The organism is Pseudomonas fluorescens, assembly GCF_902497855.1.
GTDB classification, from domain to species: Bacteria; Pseudomonadota; Gammaproteobacteria; order Pseudomonadales; family Pseudomonadaceae; genus Aquipseudomonas; species Aquipseudomonas fluorescens_BI.
Window position 1 is genome coordinate 1 of record NZ_CABVHU010000024.1, and the last position, 20023, is coordinate 20023.

Here is a 20023-nt window from a genome sequence, read left to right on the forward strand (position 1 = left end):
CCGAACTCAGCAGTGAAACGATGCATCGCCGATGGTAGTGTGGGGTTTCCCCATGTGAGAGTAGGTCATCGTCAAGATTAAATTCCGAAACCCCTATCTGCGTATGCAGGTAGGGGTTTTGTTTTTGTCCGCCGGAAAATCCGACCCCCGGGTTTTCTATGCAACGGCTCGGTGCATGGCTATCATGCGGGCCTCATTGTGAGGCGAGACTTGCATGCTGACGTTGTTAGAGCTTCTTAAAGATGGTCGGTTTCATTCCGGCCAGGCCCTGGGCATTGCCTTGGGTATCAGTCGTAGCGCGGTATGGAAGCAGCTTCAGCATCTGGAGGCTGAACTTGGCTTGTCCATTCACAAGGTGCGCGGGCGCGGGTATCAGCTGGCTGCACCCTTGACGCTGCTTGATCCTCTCGGCATCAGAGAGCTGGCCCCTTCTTGTGACTGGCCTGTTCTGGTCTTCGACTCAATCGACTCCACCAACGCCGAAGCCTTGCGCGCCATCGAGCGCGGCCAGGCTGCGCCATTCCTGGTGCTTGCCGAGCGGCAGACTGCCGGGCGAGGGCGACGAGGGCGAAAATGGGCCAGCCCTTTTGCGGAAAACATCTATTACAGCCTGGTGTTGCGTATCGAGGGGGGAATGCGGCAGCTGGAGGGCTTGAGCCTGGTCGTCGGGCTTGCGGTAATGCAGGCCTTGCGAGAGCTTGGCATTTCGGCAGCGGGGCTGAAGTGGCCCAATGATGTTCTGGTAGGGCAAAAAAAGATCGCAGGGATACTGCTCGAGTTGGTGGGGGATCCTGCTGATGTCTGTCACGTGGTCCTGGGTGTCGGGATTAATGTGAACATGCAGATGACCGATGAGGTTGATCAGCAGTGGACGTCTATGCGTCTTGAGTCGGGCAAGGTGTTTGATCGCAATCAGCTCGTTGCGGCCTTGGGGGAGAGGCTCCAGGCCTATTTGAGTCGTCATCAGGTCGGCGGATTTTCAGCTATCCAGGCGGAGTGGGAGCAAAATAATCTGTGGCAGGGGCGCGCTGTGTCGCTGATTGCTGGCGTTAATCAAATAGATGGCGAAGTGCTGGGTATTGATAGCCAGGGTGCCTTGCGCTTGAAGGTGGATGGTGTGGAAAAAGTCTTTAGTGGCGGTGAGCTCAGTCTGAGGTTGCGTGATGATTCTTGAGCTCGACTGTGGAAACAGTTTCATCAAGTGGCGGGTGCTCGAAGCAGATGTGCGTCGGGTGGTGGGTGAGGGCGTCGTTGATTCGGACCTCGCTTTGCTGGAGAGCTTGAAGGCGCTCAAGGGGCTCGCTCTCAGGTTTTGCCGGTTGGTCAGTGTCAGGACCCCTGAAGAAACCCAGGCGTTGATTGCGCTGCTGACGCAAGCTTTCGGAGTGTCGGTGGTCTGTGCCGCGCCGGCTCGTGAAATGTCCGGTGTTCGCAACGGGTATGAGGAATTCGAACGGCTGGGGCTCGATCGTTGGCTGGCGATGCTCGGCGGGTTTCACCTGGCCTCGGGTGCCTGCCTGGTGCTCGATTTCGGTACCGCGGTCACTGCCGACTTCATTGCCGGCGACGGGGAGCATCTCGGCGGATTCATCTGCCCGGGAATGCCGCTGATGCGCAATCAGCTGCGGACCCATACGCGTAGAATCCGTTACGGGGATCTCGCCGCTGAGCGCGCCCTGGAAAGTCTCGTGCCGGGTCGTACCACCGTCGAGGCGGTGGAGCGAGGATGCTCGCTGATGCTCAGGGGCTTTGTCCTGACCCAGCTGGAGATGGCGCGCAGCTACTGGGGGGATGATTTTACTGTGTTCCTCACTGGGGGGGATGCAGACCTGGTTTCCGGGATCGTGCCTGAAGCCAGGGTGGTTCCAGACCTGGTGTTCGTAGGCTTGGCTATGGCATGTCCCTTGTCCTGAGGTTTTTATGCGTTGGTTGTTCCTGCTGCTACTCGTTCTCAATGTGTTCTATTACATCTGGCATCAACAAGAGGCGCCTCTGCGTGCGAAAGATGTAACTCCGTTGAGCTTGTATCGAGGTTCGCAGCAGGATATCCGCCTGTTGAGTGAGGCGACTGACGCGGCGCGAGATAAAAACAAATCGCCCCGGGCGGATGATGGTTGCCTTTATCTGGGTGGTTTTGCGCGTCAGGAGGCCGCTCAGGCGGTCGAGCGGCGATTGAGTGGCATGGAGGTCAAATTCCAGTCATTGCCCAAGGATTACGCCGAATCTGCTGGTTACTGGGTGCGTGTGGCGCCCGAAAGCCGGCGTTGGCTGGATGATTCGCAGCTGAAAAACCTTTCCAGAGAATTCAATGAGTTAAAACATAAAATAATGCCCTGTGAGGGGGTTGCACCCGCTCAATAGTTTGCATAGAATGGCGCCCGCTCCGCAGTGAACACCTTTAACGGTTAACGCTACGAAGCGAAGTCAACGCAGCTAACCTCAGGTTTTTAATGAGAAAATGCTTGACAGAAGGCCGGCGTAGTATAGAATGCCGGCTCGCTTAGGAGGGGTTCCCGAGCGGCCAAAGGGATCAGACTGTAAATCTGACGTCTACGACTTCGAAGGTTCGAATCCTTCCCCCTCCACCATTTTAGCGAGAGCTGCAAGCCTCGCGGGTATAGTTTAGTGGTAGAACCTCAGCCTTCCAAGCTGATGATGCGGGTTCGATTCCCGCTACCCGCTCCAAGTTTGCAGGTTTTGCACGGTGTTACGCTCTTGTAGCTCAGTTGGTAGAGCACACCCTTGGTAAGGGTGAGGTCAGCGGTTCAAATCCGCTCAAGAGCTCCATATAACAAGGCAGATATGAAAATATCTGCCTTTGTTTTAAGTGGTCCAGGTTGTCGTTGGTTGTTCGCGGTGGCGGTCGTGCCGTCAGGGCGGACGCCACAGCCAGGGTCGCCGAGTAAATTGTTGTAAAGTCTTCTTCGGGCCGGCATAATGGTCGGCCTGATTTTGTTTTAGGTCAGTAGCTCAATTGGCAGAGCGACGGTCTCCAAAACCGTAGGTTGGGGGTTCGATTCCCTCCTGACCTGCCAGATTCACTTGGTGGGTTTGGCTTTCTTTTCACAGGATCTTCATAGATGACTCCTAAAGCTGAAGCTCAAGGCTCTCGCTTCGATCTGCTCAAGTGGCTAGCAGTAGCTGCTTTGGTGGTTGTTGGCGTTGTTGGCAATCAGTACTACTCTGCTTCGCCGATCCTGTACCGCGTACTTGCTTTGCTTGTCATTGCTGCTGTAGCTGCCTTTGTAGGCCTGCAGACAGCCAAGGGCAAGTCTTTCTTTGTACTGGTGAAGGAAGCTCGCACCGAGATTCGTAAAGTCGTATGGCCAACTCGCCAAGAAACCACGCAGACCACGTTGATCGTTGTGGCTGTTGTCCTGGTTATGGCGTTGCTGTTGTGGGGGCTTGATTCCCTGCTCGGCTGGCTTGTTTCCTTGATTGTCGGCTAAGGGTGTCCCGTGGCTAAGCGTTGGTACGTTGTGCATGCTTACTCCGGTTACGAGAAGCATGTCATGCGCTCGTTGGTAGAGCGCGTAAAGCTGGCTGGCATGGAAGATGGCTTTGGCGAAATTCTGGTTCCCACTGAAGAAGTGGTTGAAATGCGTAATGGCCAGAAACGCAAAAGCGAGCGCAAGTTCTTCCCAGGTTATGTGCTGGTCCAGATGGACATGAACGAGGGTACTTGGCACTTGGTCAAGGATACACCTCGGGTGATGGGTTTCATTGGCGGTACCGCTGATAAGCCTGCGCCGATCACAGACAAAGAGGCAGAAGCGATTCTGCGTCGCGTTGCTGACGGTAGCGACAAGCCGAAGCCGAAGACGTTGTTCGAGCCAGGTGAGTCGGTGCGGGTCAATGACGGACCGTTCGCCGATTTTACCGGCACGGTTGAAGAAGTTAACTACGAAAAGAGCCGGATCCAAGTGGCAGTGCTTATTTTCGGACGCTCTACTCCGGTAGAGCTTGAGTTCAGCCAGGTCGAAAAAGTCTAGCTGAGCAAGCATCCCAACCCCGCAGCCTCAGGCTGTGGGGTTTTGTCGTCACTGGGATAAACGCGCAAGTAACCGGGGAGCCTTTCGAGGCGTTTGAACCCGTAATTGGAGTGCCTCATGGCCAAGAAAATTACCGCTTACATCAAGCTGCAAGTGAAGGCCGCTCAGGCTAACCCAAGCCCACCTGTTGGTCCTGCCCTGGGTCAGCACGGCGTGAACATCATGGAATTCTGCAAGGCTTTCAACGCCCGTACTCAGGGTATTGAGCCAGGCCTGCCGACTCCAGTGATCATCACTGTCTACAGCGACCGTAGCTTCACGTTCGAAACCAAATCCACTCCTGCTTCGGTTCTGCTGAAGAAGGCGGCCGGTCTGACCAGCGGTTCCGCTCGTCCGAACACCGTTAAGGTTGGCACCGTGACCCGTGCTCAGCTGGAAGAAATCGCGAAAACCAAAAACGCGGATCTGACTGCAGCTGATATGGATGCAGCCGTGCGTACTATCGCCGGTTCTGCTCGTAGCATGGGCCTTAACGTGGAGGGTGTGTAATGGCTAAGCTGACCAAGCGTCAAAAGGCTATCGCCGGCAAAATCGAAGCAGGCAAGTCCTACAATTTTGTAGACGCTGCTGCCCTGCTGGCTGAGCTGTCGACCGTCAAGTTCAGCGAGTCGTTCGACGTTGCTGTAAACCTGGGTGTTGACCCGCGTAAATCCGACCAGGTCGTTCGTAGCGCTACTGTGCTGCCACACGGCACTGGCAAGACCGTTCGCGTTGCTGTGTTCACCCAGGGTCCAGCTGCCGAGGCCGCTCTGGCTGCCGGCGCTGACCGTGTAGGTATGGACGATCTGGCTGCCGAAATGAAAGGCGGCGACCTGAACTATGACGTAGTGATCGCATCCCCGGATGCCATGCGCGTTGTAGGCCAGTTGGGTCAGATCCTCGGTCCACGCGGCCTGATGCCTAACCCTAAAGTCGGCACCGTAACCCCAGACGTAGCTACCGCGGTTAAAAACGCCAAGGCTGGTCAGGTTCGTTATCGCACCGACAAGAACGGCATCATCCACACCTCCGTTGGCAAAGTCGGCTTCGATGCCGTCAAGCTGAAGGAAAACGTTGAAGCCCTGATCGCTGATCTGAAGCGTATCAAGCCGGCTTCCTCGAAAGGTATTTACGTCAAGCGCGTTACCCTGAGCACCACCATGGGTCCAGGCCTGGTCATCGACCAAGGTTCGCTCGACGCGTAAGACACAGATTGGCGCAAGCGATTGCGCCAATTGAAAGATTGGGGTCCCTGCCTGGCGGGGGCTATCCAAGACCGTAGGCGACGCAAGTCTTAAACCTCAAGCCTACGCAGATGGTGCTCCCGGTTCCTTACCGAATCAGACACCAAAACGACATCCGGCTTCGGTTGGATGAAACGGTAACAAGCAGGAGTTTTTCCCGTGGCAATTAAACTTGAAGACAAGAAGGCCATCGTCGCTGAAGTCAACAAGGCTGCCCAAGTTGCTCTGTCCGCTGTCGTGGCTGATGCCCGTGGCGTAACAGTAGGCGCTATGACCGGACTCCGTAAAGAGGCTCGTGAAGCTGGCGTTTACGTACGTGTTGTACGTAACACCCTGCTCAAGCGCGCCGTTGCTGGCACTCAATATGACGTGCTCAACGACGTGTTCACCGGCCCGACCTTGATTGCATTCTCCAAAGATCATCCGGGCGCTGCTGCCCGTATTTTCAAAGAGTTCGCAAAAGGTCAGGACAAGTTCGAGATCAAGGCAGCTGCGTTCGAGGGCAAGTTCCTCGCAGCTAATCAGATCGACGTACTGGCAAGCCTGCCGACCCGTGACGAAGCAATTTCTCAGCTGATGAGCGTGATTCAAGGCGCAACCAGCAAATTGGCTCGTACTCTGGCGGCTCTTCGCGACCAGAAAGAGGCCGCTGCAGCCTAAGGCTGAGCGACTCCTTTCAGCGTTTTTTGTTTATTTCGATGGCCGCGTAGGCTGTCACCCCAATACAGGAATTTATAGTCATGTCTCTGACTAACGAGCAAATCATCGAAGCAATCGGCGAAAAATCCGTTCTGGAAATCGTTGAGCTGATCAAGGCCATGGAAGAGAAGTTCGGCGTTTCTGCTGCCGCTGCTTCCGCTGGTCCTGCTGCTGTTGCTGCCGTTGTTGAAGAACAAACTGAATTCAACGTCATGCTGCTGGAAGCTGGCGAGAAGAAAGTTAACGTGATCAAGGCAGTACGTGAACTGACCGGTCTGGGCCTGAAAGAAGCCAAGGCTGTAGTTGACGGCGCTCCTGGCATGGTTCTGGAAGCTGTTTCGAAAGACGCAGCTGACAAAGCCGCCAAAACTCTGGAAGAAGCAGGCGCTAAAGTCGAGCTGAAGTAAGCATCGACCTTGCGTCTCCAGCCCGAGCGCTAAGCGAAGGCTGATGGCTGGTGGCTCTTGCCACCGGCCTTTTTCCGTTATTGGCAGCCGACTGGGTCGGTGCTGGTAACGAGCTGTAACCACCCGATGCGGTGGCGCAAACCATGGGGTTTGCACGATTTTCTGGCTGCTCCCGTCGGGAGGGGCCAAACAAGCAGGTGACCAAGCTGGGGAACGCTGATGGCTTACTCATATACTGAGAAAAAACGTATCCGCAAGGACTTTAGCAAGTTGCCGGACGTCATGGATGTGCCGTATCTCCTGGCAATCCAGCTGGATTCGTATCGTGAATTCTTGCAGGCGGGAGCGACCAAAGATAAGTTCCGCGACGTGGGCCTGCATGCGGCCTTCAAATCCGTTTTCCCGATCATCAGCTACTCCGGCAATGCTGCGCTGGAGTACGTCGGTTATCGCCTGGGCGAACCGGCATTTGATGTCAAAGAATGCGTATTGCGCGGTGTGACTTACGCCGTACCTTTGCGGGTAAAAGTGCGCCTGATCATTTTCGACAAAGAATCGTCGAACAAAGCGATCAAGGACATCAAAGAGCAAGAAGTCTACATGGGTGAAATCCCCCTGATGACTGAAAACGGTACCTTCGTAATCAACGGTACCGAGCGAGTAATCGTTTCCCAGCTGCACCGTTCCCCGGGCGTGTTCTTCGACCACGACCGTGGCAAGACGCACAGCTCCGGCAAACTGCTGTACTCCGCGCGCATCATTCCTTACCGCGGTTCGTGGCTGGACTTCGAGTTCGACCCGAAAGACTGCGTGTTCGTGCGTATCGACCGTCGTCGCAAGCTGCCTGCATCGGTATTGCTGCGTGCGCTCGGTTACACCACCGAAGAAGTGCTCGACGCGTTCTACACCACCAACGTCTTCCACCTGAGCGGCGAAACCCTCAGTCTGGAGCTGATTGCTTCGCGTCTGCGTGGTGAAATCGCTGTTCTTGATATTCAGGACGAGAAGGGCAAGGTCATCGTTGAGGCTGGTCGCCGTATTACTGCGCGCCACATCAACCAGATCGAAAAAGCCGGTCTCAAGACCCTGGAAGTGCCTCTGGACTACGTCCTGGGTCGCACTACCGCCAAGGCCATCGTGCATCCGGCAACCGGCGAAATCCTGGCAGAGTGCAACACCGAGCTGAACACCGAGATCCTGGCAAAAATCGCCAAGGCCCAGGTTGTTCGCATCGAAACTCTGTACACCAACGATATCGACTGCGGTCCGTTCGTCTCCGACACCCTGAAGATCGACTCCACCAGCAACCAATTGGAAGCGCTGGTCGAGATCTATCGCATGATGCGTCCAGGCGAGCCGCCAACCAAAGACGCTGCCGAGACCCTGTTCAACAACCTGTTCTTCAGCCCTGAGCGCTATGACCTGTCTGCGGTCGGCCGGATGAAGTTCAACCGTCGTATCGGTCGTACCGAGATCGAAGGTTCGGGCGTGTTGTGCAAGGAAGACATCGTCGCGGTGCTGAAGACTCTGGTCGACATCCGTAACGGTAAAGGCATCGTCGATGACATCGACCACCTGGGTAACCGTCGTGTTCGCTGTGTAGGCGAAATGGCCGAGAACCAGTTCCGCGTTGGCCTGGTACGTGTTGAGCGTGCGGTCAAAGAGCGTCTGTCGATGGCTGAAAGCGAAGGCCTGATGCCGCAAGACCTGATCAACGCCAAGCCAGTGGCTGCGGCGGTGAAAGAGTTCTTCGGTTCCAGCCAGCTGTCCCAGTTCATGGACCAGAACAACCCGCTGTCCGAGATTACCCACAAGCGTCGTGTGTCTGCACTCGGCCCTGGCGGTTTGACTCGTGAGCGTGCCGGCTTTGAAGTGCGTGACGTACACCCGACTCACTACGGTCGTGTATGCCCGATTGAAACGCCGGAAGGTCCGAACATCGGTCTGATCAACTCCCTGGCCGCCTATGCGCGCACCAACCAGTACGGCTTCCTCGAGAGCCCGTACCGTGTGGTGAAAGACGCTCTGGTCACCGACGAGATCGTGTTCCTGTCCGCCATCGAAGAAGCTGATCACGTGATCGCTCAGGCTTCGGCCACGATGAACGACAAGAAAGTCCTGATCGACGAGCTGGTAGCTGTTCGTCACTTGAACGAGTTCACCGTCAAGGCGCCGGAAGATGTCACCTTGATGGACGTATCGCCGAAGCAGGTAGTTTCGGTTGCAGCGTCGCTGATCCCGTTCCTCGAGCACGACGACGCCAACCGTGCGTTGATGGGTTCGAACATGCAGCGTCAAGCTGTACCAACCCTGCGCGCTGACAAGCCGCTGGTCGGTACCGGCATGGAGCGTAACGTAGCCCGTGACTCCGGCGTTTGCGTCGTGGCTCGTCGTGGCGGCGTGATCGATTCCGTCGACGCCAGCCGTATCGTGGTTCGTGTTGCCGATGACGAAGTTGAAACCGGTGAAGCCGGTGTCGACATCTACAACCTGACCAAATACACCCGCTCCAACCAGAACACCTGCATCAACCAGCGTCCGCTGGTGCGTAAAGGTGATCGGGTTCAGCGCAGCGACATCATGGCCGACGGTCCGTCCACCGACATGGGTGAACTGGCACTGGGTCAGAACATGCGCATCGCGTTCATGGCATGGAACGGCTTCAACTTCGAAGACTCCATCTGCCTGTCCGAGCGTGTGGTTCAGGAAGACCGCTTCACCACGATCCACATCCAGGAACTGACCTGTGTGGCACGTGACACCAAGCTTGGGCCAGAGGAAATCACTGCCGACATCCCGAACGTGGGTGAAGCGGCACTGAACAAGCTGGACGAAGCCGGTATCGTTTACGTAGGTGCCGAAGTAGGCGCAGGCGACATCCTGGTTGGCAAGGTCACTCCGAAAGGCGAGACCCAGCTGACTCCGGAAGAAAAACTGCTGCGTGCCATCTTCGGTGAAAAAGCCAGCGACGTTAAAGACACCTCCCTGCGCGTGCCTACCGGCACCAAGGGTACTGTCATCGACGTACAGGTCTTCACCCGCGACGGCGTTGAGCGTGATGCTCGTGCACTGTCGATCGAGAAGACTCAGCTCGACGAGATCCGCAAGGATCTGAACGAAGAGTTCCGTATCGTTGAAGGCGCGACCTTCGAACGTCTGCGTTCCGCTCTGGTCGGCCACAAAGCCGAAGGCGGCGCCGGCCTGAAGAAAGGTCAGGACATCACCGACGAAGTGCTCGACGGTCTTGAGCATGGCCAGTGGTTCAAACTGCGCATGGCTGAAGATGCTCTGAACGAGCAGCTCGAGAAGGCCCAGGCCTACATCGTTGATCGTCGTCGTCTGCTGGACGACAAGTTCGAAGACAAGAAGCGCAAACTGCAGCAGGGCGATGACCTGGCTCCAGGCGTGCTGAAAATCGTCAAGGTTTACCTGGCAATCCGTCGCCGCATCCAGCCGGGCGACAAGATGGCCGGTCGTCACGGTAACAAAGGTGTGGTCTCCGTGATCATGCCGGTTGAAGACATGCCGCACGATGCCAATGGCACCCCGGTCGACGTCGTCCTCAACCCGTTGGGCGTACCTTCGCGTATGAACGTTGGTCAGATCCTTGAAACCCACCTGGGCCTCGCGGCCAAAGGCCTGGGCGAGAAGATCAACCGCATGATCGAAGAGCAGCGTAAAGTTGCCGATCTGCGCAAGTTCCTGCACGAGATCTACAACGAGATCGGCGGTCGCAACGAAGATCTGGACAGCTTCTCCGACCAGGAAATCCTGGATCTGGCGAAGAACCTGCGTGGCGGCGTTCCAATGGCCACTCCAGTATTCGACGGTGCCAAGGAAAGCGAAATCAAGGCCATGCTGAAACTGGCGGACCTGCCAGAAAGCGGCCAGATGCAGCTGACCGACGGCCGTACCGGCAACAAGTTCGAGCGCCCGGTGACTGTTGGCTACATGTACATGCTGAAGCTGAACCACTTGGTAGACGACAAGATGCACGCGCGTTCTACCGGTTCGTACAGCCTGGTTACCCAGCAGCCGCTGGGTGGTAAGGCGCAGTTCGGTGGTCAGCGTTTCGGGGAGATGGAGGTCTGGGCACTGGAAGCATACGGTGCTGCTTACACTCTGCAAGAAATGCTCACAGTGAAGTCGGACGATGTGAACGGCCGTACCAAGATGTACAAAAACATCGTGGATGGCGATCACCGTATGGAGCCGGGCATGCCCGAGTCCTTCAACGTGTTGATCAAGGAAATTCGTTCCCTCGGCATCGATATCGATCTGGAAACCGAATAACACGTGACGCGAATCGAGAGCGGGGCAGGATTGCCCGCTCTCTGCTCCGCCAGGAGGAAAGGCCTTGAAAGACCTACTGAATTTGCTGAAAAACCAGGGTCAAGTCGAAGAGTTCGACGCCATCCGTATCGGATTGGCCTCGCCTGAGATGATCCGCTCATGGTCGTTCGGTGAAGTTAAAAAGCCGGAAACCATCAACTACCGTACGTTCAAACCTGAGCGTGACGGCCTGTTCTGCGCCAAGATCTTTGGCCCGGTAAAGGATTACGAGTGCCTGTGCGGTAAGTACAAGCGCTTGAAGCACCGTGGTGTGATCTGCGAGAAGTGCGGCGTTGAAGTCGCGCTGGCCAAGGTTCGTCGTGAGCGCATGGCGCACATCGAACTGGCCTCGCCGGTTGCCCACATCTGGTTCCTGAAATCGCTGCCGTCGCGTATCGGCTTGCTGATGGACATGACCCTGCGTGATATCGAACGCGTTCTCTACTTCGAGAGCTACGTCGTTATCGATCCAGGCATGACCACCCTTGAAAAAGGTCAGCTGCTCAACGACGAGCAGTACTTCGAAGCGCTGGAAGAGTTCGGCGACGATTTCGATGCCCGCATGGGTGCCGAAGCTGTCCGTGAACTGCTGCACGCTATCGACCTGGAACACGAGATTGGCCGTCTGCGCGAAGAAATTCCGCAAACCAACTCCGAAACCAAGATCAAGAAGCTGTCCAAGCGTCTGAAGTTGATGGAAGCCTTCCAGGGTTCCGGCAACCTTCCAGAATGGATGGTGCTGACCGTTCTGCCGGTTCTGCCGCCAGATCTGCGTCCACTGGTCCCGCTCGATGGCGGTCGCTTCGCGACTTCCGACCTCAACGATCTGTATCGTCGAGTGATCAACCGTAACAACCGCTTGAAGCGCCTGCTGGATCTGTCCGCTCCGGACATCATCGTGCGCAACGAAAAGCGTATGTTGCAGGAAGCTGTCGACGCACTGCTCGACAACGGTCGTCGTGGCCGCGCTATCACCGGTTCGAACAAGCGTCCTCTGAAATCCCTGGCTGACATGATCAAGGGTAAACAAGGTCGTTTCCGTCAGAACTTGCTCGGTAAGCGTGTTGACTACTCCGGTCGTTCGGTAATTACCGTAGGTCCGACCCTGCGTCTGCACCAGTGCGGTCTGCCGAAGAAAATGGCTCTCGAGCTGTTCAAGCCGTTCATTTTCGGCAAGCTGGAAATGCGTGGTCTTGCTACCACCATCAAAGCTGCCAAGAAGATGGTCGAGCGCGAGCTGCCAGAGGTTTGGGACGTTCTCGCTGAAGTGATCCGTGAACACCCGGTTCTCCTCAACCGTGCACCGACCCTTCACCGTCTGGGTATCCAGGCGTTTGAACCGGTACTGATCGAAGGTAAGGCTATCCAGCTGCACCCGCTGGTCTGTGCTGCGTACAACGCCGACTTCGACGGCGACCAAATGGCCGTGCACGTACCGCTGACGCTGGAAGCCCAGCTCGAAGCGCGTGCGTTGATGATGTCGACCAACAACATTCTGTCGCCAGCCAACGGTGAGCCAATCATCGTTCCGTCGCAGGACGTTGTATTGGGTCTGTACTACATGACTCGTGAAGCGATCAACGCCAAGGGCGAAGGTCGTGTGTTCGCGGATCTGCAAGAAGTTGACCGTGTGTTCCGTGCCGGCGAAGCCGCACTGCACGCCAAGGTCAAAGTGCGGATCAACGAAACCGTCAACGATCGTGATGGTGGCAGCGTCAAGAACACCCGTATCGTCGACACCACTGTCGGCCGTGCGCTGTTGTTCCAGGTTGTTCCACCTGGCCTGTCGTACGACGTCGTCAACCAGCCGATGAAGAAAAAAGCGATCTCCAAGCTGATCAACCAGTGCTACCGCGTGGTTGGTTTGAAAGAGACCGTGATCTTCGCTGACCAGTTGATGTACACCGGTTTTGCCTATTCGACCATTTCCGGCGTTTCCATCGGTGTTAACGACTTCGTTATCCCGGATGAAAAAGCCCGCATCATCGGTGCTGCTACCGACGAAGTGAAAGAGATCGAAAGTCAGTACGCCTCCGGCCTGGTAACTCAGGGCGAGAAGTACAACAAAGTGATCGACCTTTGGTCCAAGGCGAACGACGAAGTTTCCAAGGCGATGATGGCCAACCTCTCGAAAGAGAAAGTCATCGACCGTCATGGCGTCGAAGTCGACCAGGAATCCTTCAACTCGATGTACATGATGGCCGACTCGGGCGCACGGGGTTCTGCTGCGCAGATCCGTCAGCTCGCCGGTATGCGTGGCCTGATGGCCAAGCCGGACGGTTCCATCATCGAAACGCCGATTACTGCGAACTTCCGTGAAGGTTTGAGCGTACTTCAGTACTTCATCTCCACTCACGGTGCTCGTAAAGGTTTGGCGGATACCGCGTTGAAAACTGCGAACTCCGGTTACCTGACTCGTCGTCTGGTAGACGTGGCGCAGGATCTGGTTGTGACCGAGATCGATTGCGGCACCGAACATGGCCTGGTAATGACCCCGCACATTGAAGGCGGTGACGTTGTCGAGCCGTTGGGTGAGCGCGTATTGGGTCGTGTCATTGCCCGTGACGTATTCAAGCCGGGCACCGAGGAAGTTATCGTTCCTGGCGGCACGCTGGTAGACGAGAAGTGGGTCGAGTTCATCGAGCTGAACAGCATCGACGAAGTGATCGTGCGTTCGCCGATCAGCTGCGAAACCCGCTACGGCATTTGCGCCAAGTGCTACGGCCGTGACCTGGCTCGTGGTCACCAGGTGAACATCGGTGAAGCGGTCGGCGTTATCGCTGCCCAGTCCATCGGTGAGCCGGGTACCCAGCTGACCATGCGTACGTTCCACATCGGTGGTGCGGCAAGCCGGACCTCCGCAGCCGACAGCGTTCAGGTGAAGAATGGCGGTACCGTCCGTCTGCATAACCTGAAGCACGTTGAGCGAGTGGATGGTTGCCTGGTTGCGGTGTCCCGTTCCGGTGAGCTGGCAATCGCTGACGACTTCGGTCGTGAGCGCGAGCGTTACAAGCTGCCGTACGGTGCCGTGATTTCGGTTAAAGAGGGTGACAAGGTCGACGCTGGCGCAATCGTGGCCAAGTGGGATCCGCACACTCACCCAATCGTTACCGAAATGAAAGGTACCGTGACCTACGTGGGCATGGAAGAAGGCATCACGATCAAGCGTCAGACTGACGAATTGACCGGTATGACCAACATTGAAGTACTCGACGCCAAAGACCGTCCAGCCGCCGGTAAAGATATCCGTCCTGCTGTGAAGATGGTTGATGACAACGGCAAGGATCTGTTGCTGCCAGGCACTGACGTTATCGCTCAGTACTTCTTGCCAGCCAACGCCCTGGTCGGTGTAGCGGACGGTGCGAAGATTGCGATCGGTGATGTTATCGCTCGTATCCCGCAAGAGACTTCGAAAACCCGTGACATCACCGGTGGTCTGCCGCGTGTTGCCGACTTGTTCGAAGCCCGTCGTCCGAAAGAAGCCTCGATTCTGGCTGAAGTCAGCGGCACCATCGCGTTCGGTAAAGAGACCAAGGGCAAGCGCCGTCTGGTCATTACCCCGAACGACGGTAGCGATCCGTACGAAGAGCTGATTCCGAAGTGGCGTCACCTGAACGTCTTCGAAGGCGAACAGGTAAACCGCGGCGAAGTTATCTCCGACGGCCCGAGCGATCCACACGACATCCTGCGTCTGCTGGGTGTGAGTGCGCTGGCCAAGTACATCGTGAACGAGATCCAGGACGTTTACCGTCTGCAAGGCGTGAAGATCAACGACAAGCACATCGAGACCATCCTGCGTCAGATGCTGCGTAAAGTTGAAATCGCTGAATCCGGCGATTCCAGTTTCATCAAGGGCGACCAGATGGAATTGACTCACGTTCTGGTAGAGAACGAGCGTCTGGCTGGCGACGAGAAATTCGTTTCCAAGTTCACTCGCGTACTGCTGGGTATCACCAAGGCGTCGTTGTCCACCGAATCGTTCATCTCGGCGGCTTCCTTCCAGGAAACCACCCGCGTACTGACCGAAGCGGCGGTAACCGGCAAGCGCGATTACCTGCGCGGCCTGAAAGAAAACGTGGTCGTGGGTCGTCTGATCCCGGCCGGTACCGGTCTGGCTTACCACAGCGAGCGCAAGCGCCGCCGTGATGCTGACAAACCGTTGCGCGTAAGCGCCAGTGAAGTGGAAGCTGCACTGACCGAAGCGCTGAACTCGAGCGGTAACTGAGTTCTGCGGTAAATGAGCGTAAGGCCCTGGTCGCTCCGTTCATCGAATCGAGACAATTTGTCGAGGTTGGATGAGCGGGGAGGTCGGGGCCTTGCCTTGACTGGGGGCAAGATCCTCTTTAGACTCTTGTACCCCTAAATTTGGCGGGAACTCGTTCCTGCCATTTTGCTTTTCTTGCAAGACAATAGCGTCGCAAGACAACAGTGGAGCTAGTAGATGGCAACTATCAACCAGCTGGTACGTCAGCCGCGTAAGCGTATCGTCGAGAAATCCGACGTGCCTGCGCTGCAGAACTGCCCGCAACGTCGTGGCGTATGCACCCGTGTGTATACCACCACGCCGAAAAAACCTAACTCGGCACTGCGTAAAGTATGCCGTGTGCGCCTGACCAACGGTTTCGAGGTTTCCTCGTACATCGGCGGTGAAGGCCACAACCTGCAAGAGCACAGCGTGGTACTGATCCGCGGCGGTCGTGTAAAAGACTTGCCAGGTGTTCGTTACCACACCGTACGCGGTTCTCTGGATACTTCCGGCGTTAAAGGTCGTAACCAGGGTCGTTCGAAGTACGGTACCAAGAAGCCTAAGTAGTAGTGGCTTTTTGTAAAAAACGATTTTCTATTTTTCTGAGTCGATAAGAGTAAGGTCGGAGGCGTCCCGAAAGGGCACCGATTCCGAGCGAACCTGAAGACCGTTTGAGGGCTTATCCATGCCAAGAAGACGCGTAGCAGCCAAGCGCGAAGTGCTTGACGATCCAAAATACGGCAGCCAGATCCTGGCCAAGTTCATGAACCACGTGATGGAAAGCGGCAAGAAAGCCGTTGCCGAGCGTATCGTTTATGGCGCGCTGGAAAAAGTTAAAGAACGCAAGAACAGCGACCCCCTGGAAATCTTCGAGAAAGCTCTCGACGCCATCGCTCCGCTGGTCGAAGTAAAGTCGCGCCGTGTAGGCGGTGCTACTTACCAGGTTCCGGTTGAAGTTCGTCCGTCCCGTCGTAACGCTCTGGCAATGCGCTGGTTGGTAGACTTCGCTCGCAAGCGCGGCGAGAAGTCTATGGCTCTGCGTTTGGCTGGCGAACTGCTGGACGCTGCCGAAGGCAAAGGTGCTGCAGTTAAGAAGCGTGAAGACGTGCACCGTATGGCTGAAGCCAACAAGGCTTTCTCGCACTACCGCTTCTAATTTTAGCGTCACTAATTTTGCGAGGGCTTTATGGCTCGTACTACACCGATTAACCGCTACCGTAACATTGGTATCGTTGCTCACGTGGATGCTGGTAAAACCACCACCACCGAGCGCGTCCTTTTTTACACTGGCAAAAGTCACAAAATGGGCGAGGTGCATGACGGCGCCGCGACCACAGACTGGATGGTGCAGGAGCAGGAGCGTGGTATTACCATTACTTCTGCTGCCATCACCGCCTTCTGGCAGGGTTCCGAGAAGCAGCACAAGGACCAATACCGCTTCAACGTCATCGACACCCCGGGCCACGTTGACTTCACTATTGAAGTTGAACGTTCCCTGCGTGTTCTCGACGGCGCGGTCGTTGTGTTCTGCGGCACCTCGGGTGTTGAGCCTCAGTCGGAAACCGTATGGCGTCAAGCCAACAAGTACGGCGTTCCACGTCTTGTTTACGTAAACAAGATGGACCGTGCTGGTGCCAACTTCCTGCGCGTGATCGGTCAGATCAAGCAGCGTCTGGGTCACACCCCGGTGCCAATCCAGTTGGCTATCGGTTCCGAAGACAACTTCCAGGGTCAGATCGATCTGTTGGCCATGGAAGCTGTTTACTGGAATGACGCTGACAAAGGCATGGTTCCAGTTCGCAAGCCTATCCCTGCTGAACTGCAGGAACTGGCTGACGAATGGCGCGGCAACATGGTTGAGGCTGCGGCCGAAGCCAGCGAAGAGCTGATGAACAAGTACCTCGAAGGTGAAGAACTCACCAACGCGGAAATCAAGGCCGCTCTGCGTCAGCGTACTATCGCTGGTGAGATCGTCCTGGCTGTTTGCGGTTCTTCCTTCAAGAACAAGGGCGTTCCCCTGGTTCTCGACGCCGTGATCGACTACCTGCCTGCTCCTACCGACATTCCTGCCATCAAGGGTACCGACCCGGATGACGAGACCAAGGAAATGGAGCGTCACGCAGACGACAGCGAGCCGTTCTCGGCGCTGGCGTTCAAGATCGCTACCGACCCATTCGTGGGTACCTTGACCTTCGTCCGCGTTTACTCGGGCGTGTTGGCCTCCGGCGACGGCGTGATCAACTCGGTTAAAGGCAAGAAAGAGCGCGTGGGTCGTATGGTGCAAATGCACGCAAACGCCCGTGAAGAAATCAAGGAAGTACGCGCTGGCGACATCGCGGCCTTGATCGGCATGAAGGACGTCACCACTGGTGAGACTTTGTGCAACGCTGACAAGCCAATCATCCTGGTTCGCATGGACTTCCCGGAGCCGGTTATTTCGGTTGCCGTAGAGCCTAAGACCAAGGACGACCAGGAAAAAATGGGTATCGCTCTGGGCAAGCTTGCTCAGGAAGATCCATCTTTCCGCGTTAAAACCGACGAAGAGACTGGTCAAACGATCATCTCCGGCATGGGCGAGTTGCACCTGGACATCCTGGTTGACCGGATGCGCCGTGAGTTCAACGTCGAAGCCAACATCGGTAAGCCTCAAGTTTCGTACCGTGAGCGCATCACGAAGAACTGCGAAATTGAAGGCAAGTTCGTTCGCCAGTCCGGCGGTCGTGGCCAGTTCGGTCACTGCTGGATTCGCTTTGCTCCTGCTGACGAAGGTCAGGAAGGTCTGCAATTCGTGAACGAAGTAGTGGGTGGTGTGGTTCCTAAGGAATACATCCCGGCTATCCAGAAGGGTATCGAAGAGCAGATGAAGAACGGCGTTGTCGCCGGCTATCCGCTGATCGGCCTGAAGGCTACCGTGTTTGATGGTTCCTACCACGACGTCGACTCCAACGAGATGGCGTTCAAGGTGGCTGCTTCCATGGCAACCAAGCAACTGGCCCAGAAGGGCGGTGGTGAGTTGCTTGAGCCAATCATGGCGGTAGAGGTTGTTACACCTGAAGACTATATGGGTGACGTGATGGGCGACCTTAACCGTCGTCGCGGCATGATCCTGGGTATGGAAGACACGGTCTCCGGCAAAGTAATTCGTGCCGAAGTTCCGTTGGGTGAGATGTTCGGTTATGCGACCGACGTCCGTTCCATGTCCCAAGGTCGCGCAAGCTACTCTATGGAATTCAAAAAATACAATACAGCTCCGTCGCACATCGTCGAAACTGTTACCAAAAAACAAGGCTGATTCAGCCCCCTTTAGGCTAGGAGTTAATTGTCGTGGCTAAAGAAAAATTTGACCGTACCCTCCCGCACGTCAACGTTGGCACCATCGGTCACGTCGACCACGGTAAAACCACGCTGACCGCTGCTCTGACTCGCGTCTGCTCCGAAGTTTTCGGTTCGGCCGTTGTTGCTTTCGACAAGATCGACAGCGCTCCGGAAGAAAAGGCTCGTGGTATCACCATCAACACCGCGCACGTTGAATACAACTCGCTGATCCGTCACTACGCTCACGTTGACTGCCCAGGTCACGCTGACTATGTGAAGAACATGATCACCGGTGCTGCTCAGATGGACGGCGCTATCCTGGTTTGCTCGGCCGCTGATGGTCCGATGCCACAAACCCGTGAGCACATCCTGCTGTCCCGTCAGGTTGGCGTTCCGTACATCGTTGTCTTCCTGAACAAGGCTGACATGGTTGACGACGCAGAGCTGCTGGAACTGGTTGAGATGGAAGTGCGCGATCTGTTGAGCACTTACGACTTCCCAGGTGACGACACTCCGATCATCATCGGTTCGGCTCTGATGGCTCTGAACGGCCAAGACGACAACGAAATGGGCACCACTGCCGTTCGTAAACTGGTTGAGACTCTGGACAGCTACATTCCAGATCCAGTCCGTGTTATCGACAAGCCGTTCCTGATGCCAATCGAAGACGTATTCTCGATCTCCGGTCGCGGTACTGTTGTAACTGGCCGTATCGAGCGCGGTATCGTCAAGGTTCAGGATCCACTGGAAATCGTTGGTCTGCGTGACACTACCGTCACCACCTGCACCGGTGTTGAAATGTTCCGTAAGCTGCTCGACGAAGGTCGTGCTGGCGAGAACTGCGGCGTTCTGCTGCGTGGTACCAAGCGTGACGACGTTGAGCGTGGTCAGGTTCTGGTCAAGCCAGGTTCGGTCAAGCCGCACACCAAGTTCGAAGCTGAAGTCTACGTACTGAGCAAAGAAGAAGGCGGTCGTCACACTCCGTTCTTCAAAGGCTACCGTCCACAGTTCTACTTCCGTACTACTGACGTGACTGGTAACTGCGAACTGCCGGAAGGCGTTGAAATGGTAATGCCAGGCGACAACATCAAAATGGTTGTCACCCTGATCAAGACCATCGCAATGGAAGACGGTCTGCGTTTCGCTATCCGTGAAGGCGGTCGTACCGTCGGCGCTGGCGTCGTAGCCAAAATCATCGAGTAAGCTCTTTTTTGAGTAAGCTTCGATGAGTTGAAAAAGCCCCCCGCTCAGCGGGGGGCTTTTTTATTGGGTTGACACCCATATGGGGCGTCTATAGAATTGCGCCTCCTTTTAACGGGCGTATTGCGCTCGGTGGGAATAGCAGCCGGAGTCTGAAATCCAATGCAAAATCAGCAAATCCGTATCAGGTTGAAGGCTTTTGACCATCGCCTGATCGACCAATCCACCCAGGAAATCGTGGAAACCGCGAAACGTACTGGTGCTCAAGTGCGTGGTCCAATTCCACTGCCTACCCGTAAAGAGCGGTTCACCGTTCTGGTCTCCCCGCACGTCAACAAAGACGCGCGTGACCAGTACGAGATCCGTACTCATAAGCGCGTTCTGGACATCGTCCAGCCAACGGATAAAACCGTTGATGCACTTATGAAGCTTGATCTTGCGGCCGGTGTGGAAGTGCAGATCAGCCTCGGCTAAGACTCGGTCTTAGTCGTGTAACGCTCTGAAATGGGCGGCCATAGCGGGTGAAAGCCCCGTACACTCATGAGGTTT

At 56.0% G+C, this 20023-nt stretch carries 16 protein-coding genes and 4 tRNA genes; all 20 read left to right on the top strand.

All coding sequences use genetic code 11. The annotated features are described in order from the left end of the window. Window positions 1–214 precede the first annotated feature (214 nt). The 20 genes from birA to rpsJ all read left to right on the top strand — a co-directional run bounded on the left by birA (window position 215) and on the right by rpsJ (window position 19948). Complete coding sequence (gene birA / locus F8N96_RS31285) at window positions 215–1174, top strand: bifunctional biotin--[acetyl-CoA-carboxylase] ligase/biotin operon repressor BirA (protein WP_150801093.1); 960 nt, start codon at window positions 215–217, stop codon at window positions 1172–1174. Further along, complete coding sequence (locus tag F8N96_RS31290) at window positions 1164–1913, top strand: pantothenate kinase (protein WP_150801094.1); 750 nt, start codon at window positions 1164–1166, stop codon at window positions 1911–1913. The genes birA and F8N96_RS31290 overlap by 11 nt, the downstream gene beginning before the upstream one ends. A gap of 7 nt (window positions 1914–1920) precedes the next feature. Next, entirely contained in the window at window positions 1921–2361 is a 441-nt protein-coding gene (locus F8N96_RS31295; RefSeq protein WP_150801095.1) for a hypothetical protein, read from the top strand. Between the two features lie 142 nt (window positions 2362–2503). After that, window positions 2504–2588: transfer RNA gene (locus F8N96_RS31300), tRNA-Tyr, on the top strand. A 23-nt stretch (window positions 2589–2611) separates the two neighbouring features. Further along, window positions 2612–2685 (top strand) — tRNA-Gly (locus tag F8N96_RS31305). Between the two features lie 26 nt (window positions 2686–2711). Further along, window positions 2712–2787 (top strand) — tRNA-Thr (locus F8N96_RS31310). Window positions 2788–2959: 172 nt separating this feature from the next. Further along, a tRNA-Trp gene (locus F8N96_RS31315) sits at window positions 2960–3035 on the top strand. A gap of 45 nt (window positions 3036–3080) precedes the next feature. Next, entirely contained in the window at window positions 3081–3449 is a 369-nt protein-coding gene (gene secE / locus F8N96_RS31320) for a preprotein translocase subunit SecE (RefSeq protein WP_064680062.1), read from the top strand. A 9-nt stretch (window positions 3450–3458) separates the two neighbouring features. Beyond that, window positions 3459–3992: a transcription termination/antitermination protein NusG gene (gene nusG / locus F8N96_RS31325; RefSeq protein WP_007896622.1), complete on the top strand. Its 534-nt coding sequence runs from the start codon at window positions 3459–3461 to the stop codon at window positions 3990–3992. A 117-nt stretch (window positions 3993–4109) separates the two neighbouring features. Then, the gene (gene rplK, locus F8N96_RS31330) at window positions 4110–4541 is read left to right on the top strand and encodes a 50S ribosomal protein L11 (protein WP_003210097.1); all 432 of its coding nucleotides are present in this window, start codon (window positions 4110–4112) and stop codon (window positions 4539–4541) included. After that, on the top strand, window positions 4541–5236 hold the full coding sequence (gene rplA, locus F8N96_RS31335; RefSeq protein ID WP_007896626.1) for a 50S ribosomal protein L1: 696 nt from the start codon (window positions 4541–4543) through the stop codon (window positions 5234–5236). Before rplK ends, rplA begins: the two co-directional genes overlap by 1 nt. Window positions 5237–5434: 198 nt before the next feature. Then, complete coding sequence (gene rplJ, locus F8N96_RS31340) at window positions 5435–5935, top strand: 50S ribosomal protein L10 (RefSeq protein WP_008145489.1); 501 nt, start codon at window positions 5435–5437, stop codon at window positions 5933–5935. A gap of 80 nt (window positions 5936–6015) precedes the next feature. Then, window positions 6016–6381, top strand: a complete 366-nt coding sequence (rplL, locus tag F8N96_RS31345) for a 50S ribosomal protein L7/L12 (RefSeq protein ID WP_150801096.1) — start codon at window positions 6016–6018, stop codon at window positions 6379–6381. Between the two features lie 219 nt (window positions 6382–6600). Beyond that, complete coding sequence (rpoB, locus tag F8N96_RS31350; RefSeq protein ID WP_150801097.1) at window positions 6601–10674, top strand: DNA-directed RNA polymerase subunit beta; 4074 nt, start codon at window positions 6601–6603, stop codon at window positions 10672–10674. 64 nt (window positions 10675–10738) lie between these two features. Next, entirely contained in the window at window positions 10739–14938 is a 4200-nt protein-coding gene (rpoC, locus tag F8N96_RS31355; protein ID WP_150801098.1) for a DNA-directed RNA polymerase subunit beta', read from the top strand. Window positions 14939–15154: 216 nt separating this feature from the next. Further along, entirely contained in the window at window positions 15155–15526 is a 372-nt protein-coding gene (gene rpsL, locus F8N96_RS31360) for a 30S ribosomal protein S12 (protein ID WP_002555494.1), read from the top strand. A 118-nt stretch (window positions 15527–15644) separates the two neighbouring features. Beyond that, a complete protein-coding gene (rpsG, locus tag F8N96_RS31365; RefSeq protein ID WP_002555493.1) occupies window positions 15645–16115 on the top strand; it encodes a 30S ribosomal protein S7 in 471 nt (156 codons plus the stop codon). A gap of 30 nt (window positions 16116–16145) precedes the next feature. Continuing rightward, window positions 16146–18251, top strand: a complete 2106-nt coding sequence (gene fusA / locus F8N96_RS31370; protein WP_064680057.1) for an elongation factor G — start codon at window positions 16146–16148, stop codon at window positions 18249–18251. 32 nt (window positions 18252–18283) lie between these two features. Next, window positions 18284–19477 (top strand): elongation factor Tu, encoded by a 1194-nt coding sequence (gene tuf / locus F8N96_RS31375; RefSeq protein WP_007896660.1) that lies wholly within the window; start codon window positions 18284–18286, stop codon window positions 19475–19477. 159 nt (window positions 19478–19636) lie between these two features. After that, the gene (gene rpsJ, locus F8N96_RS31380; RefSeq protein ID WP_003186070.1) at window positions 19637–19948 is read left to right on the top strand and encodes a 30S ribosomal protein S10; all 312 of its coding nucleotides are present in this window, start codon (window positions 19637–19639) and stop codon (window positions 19946–19948) included. The last annotated feature ends 75 nt before the right edge of the window (window positions 19949–20023 follow it).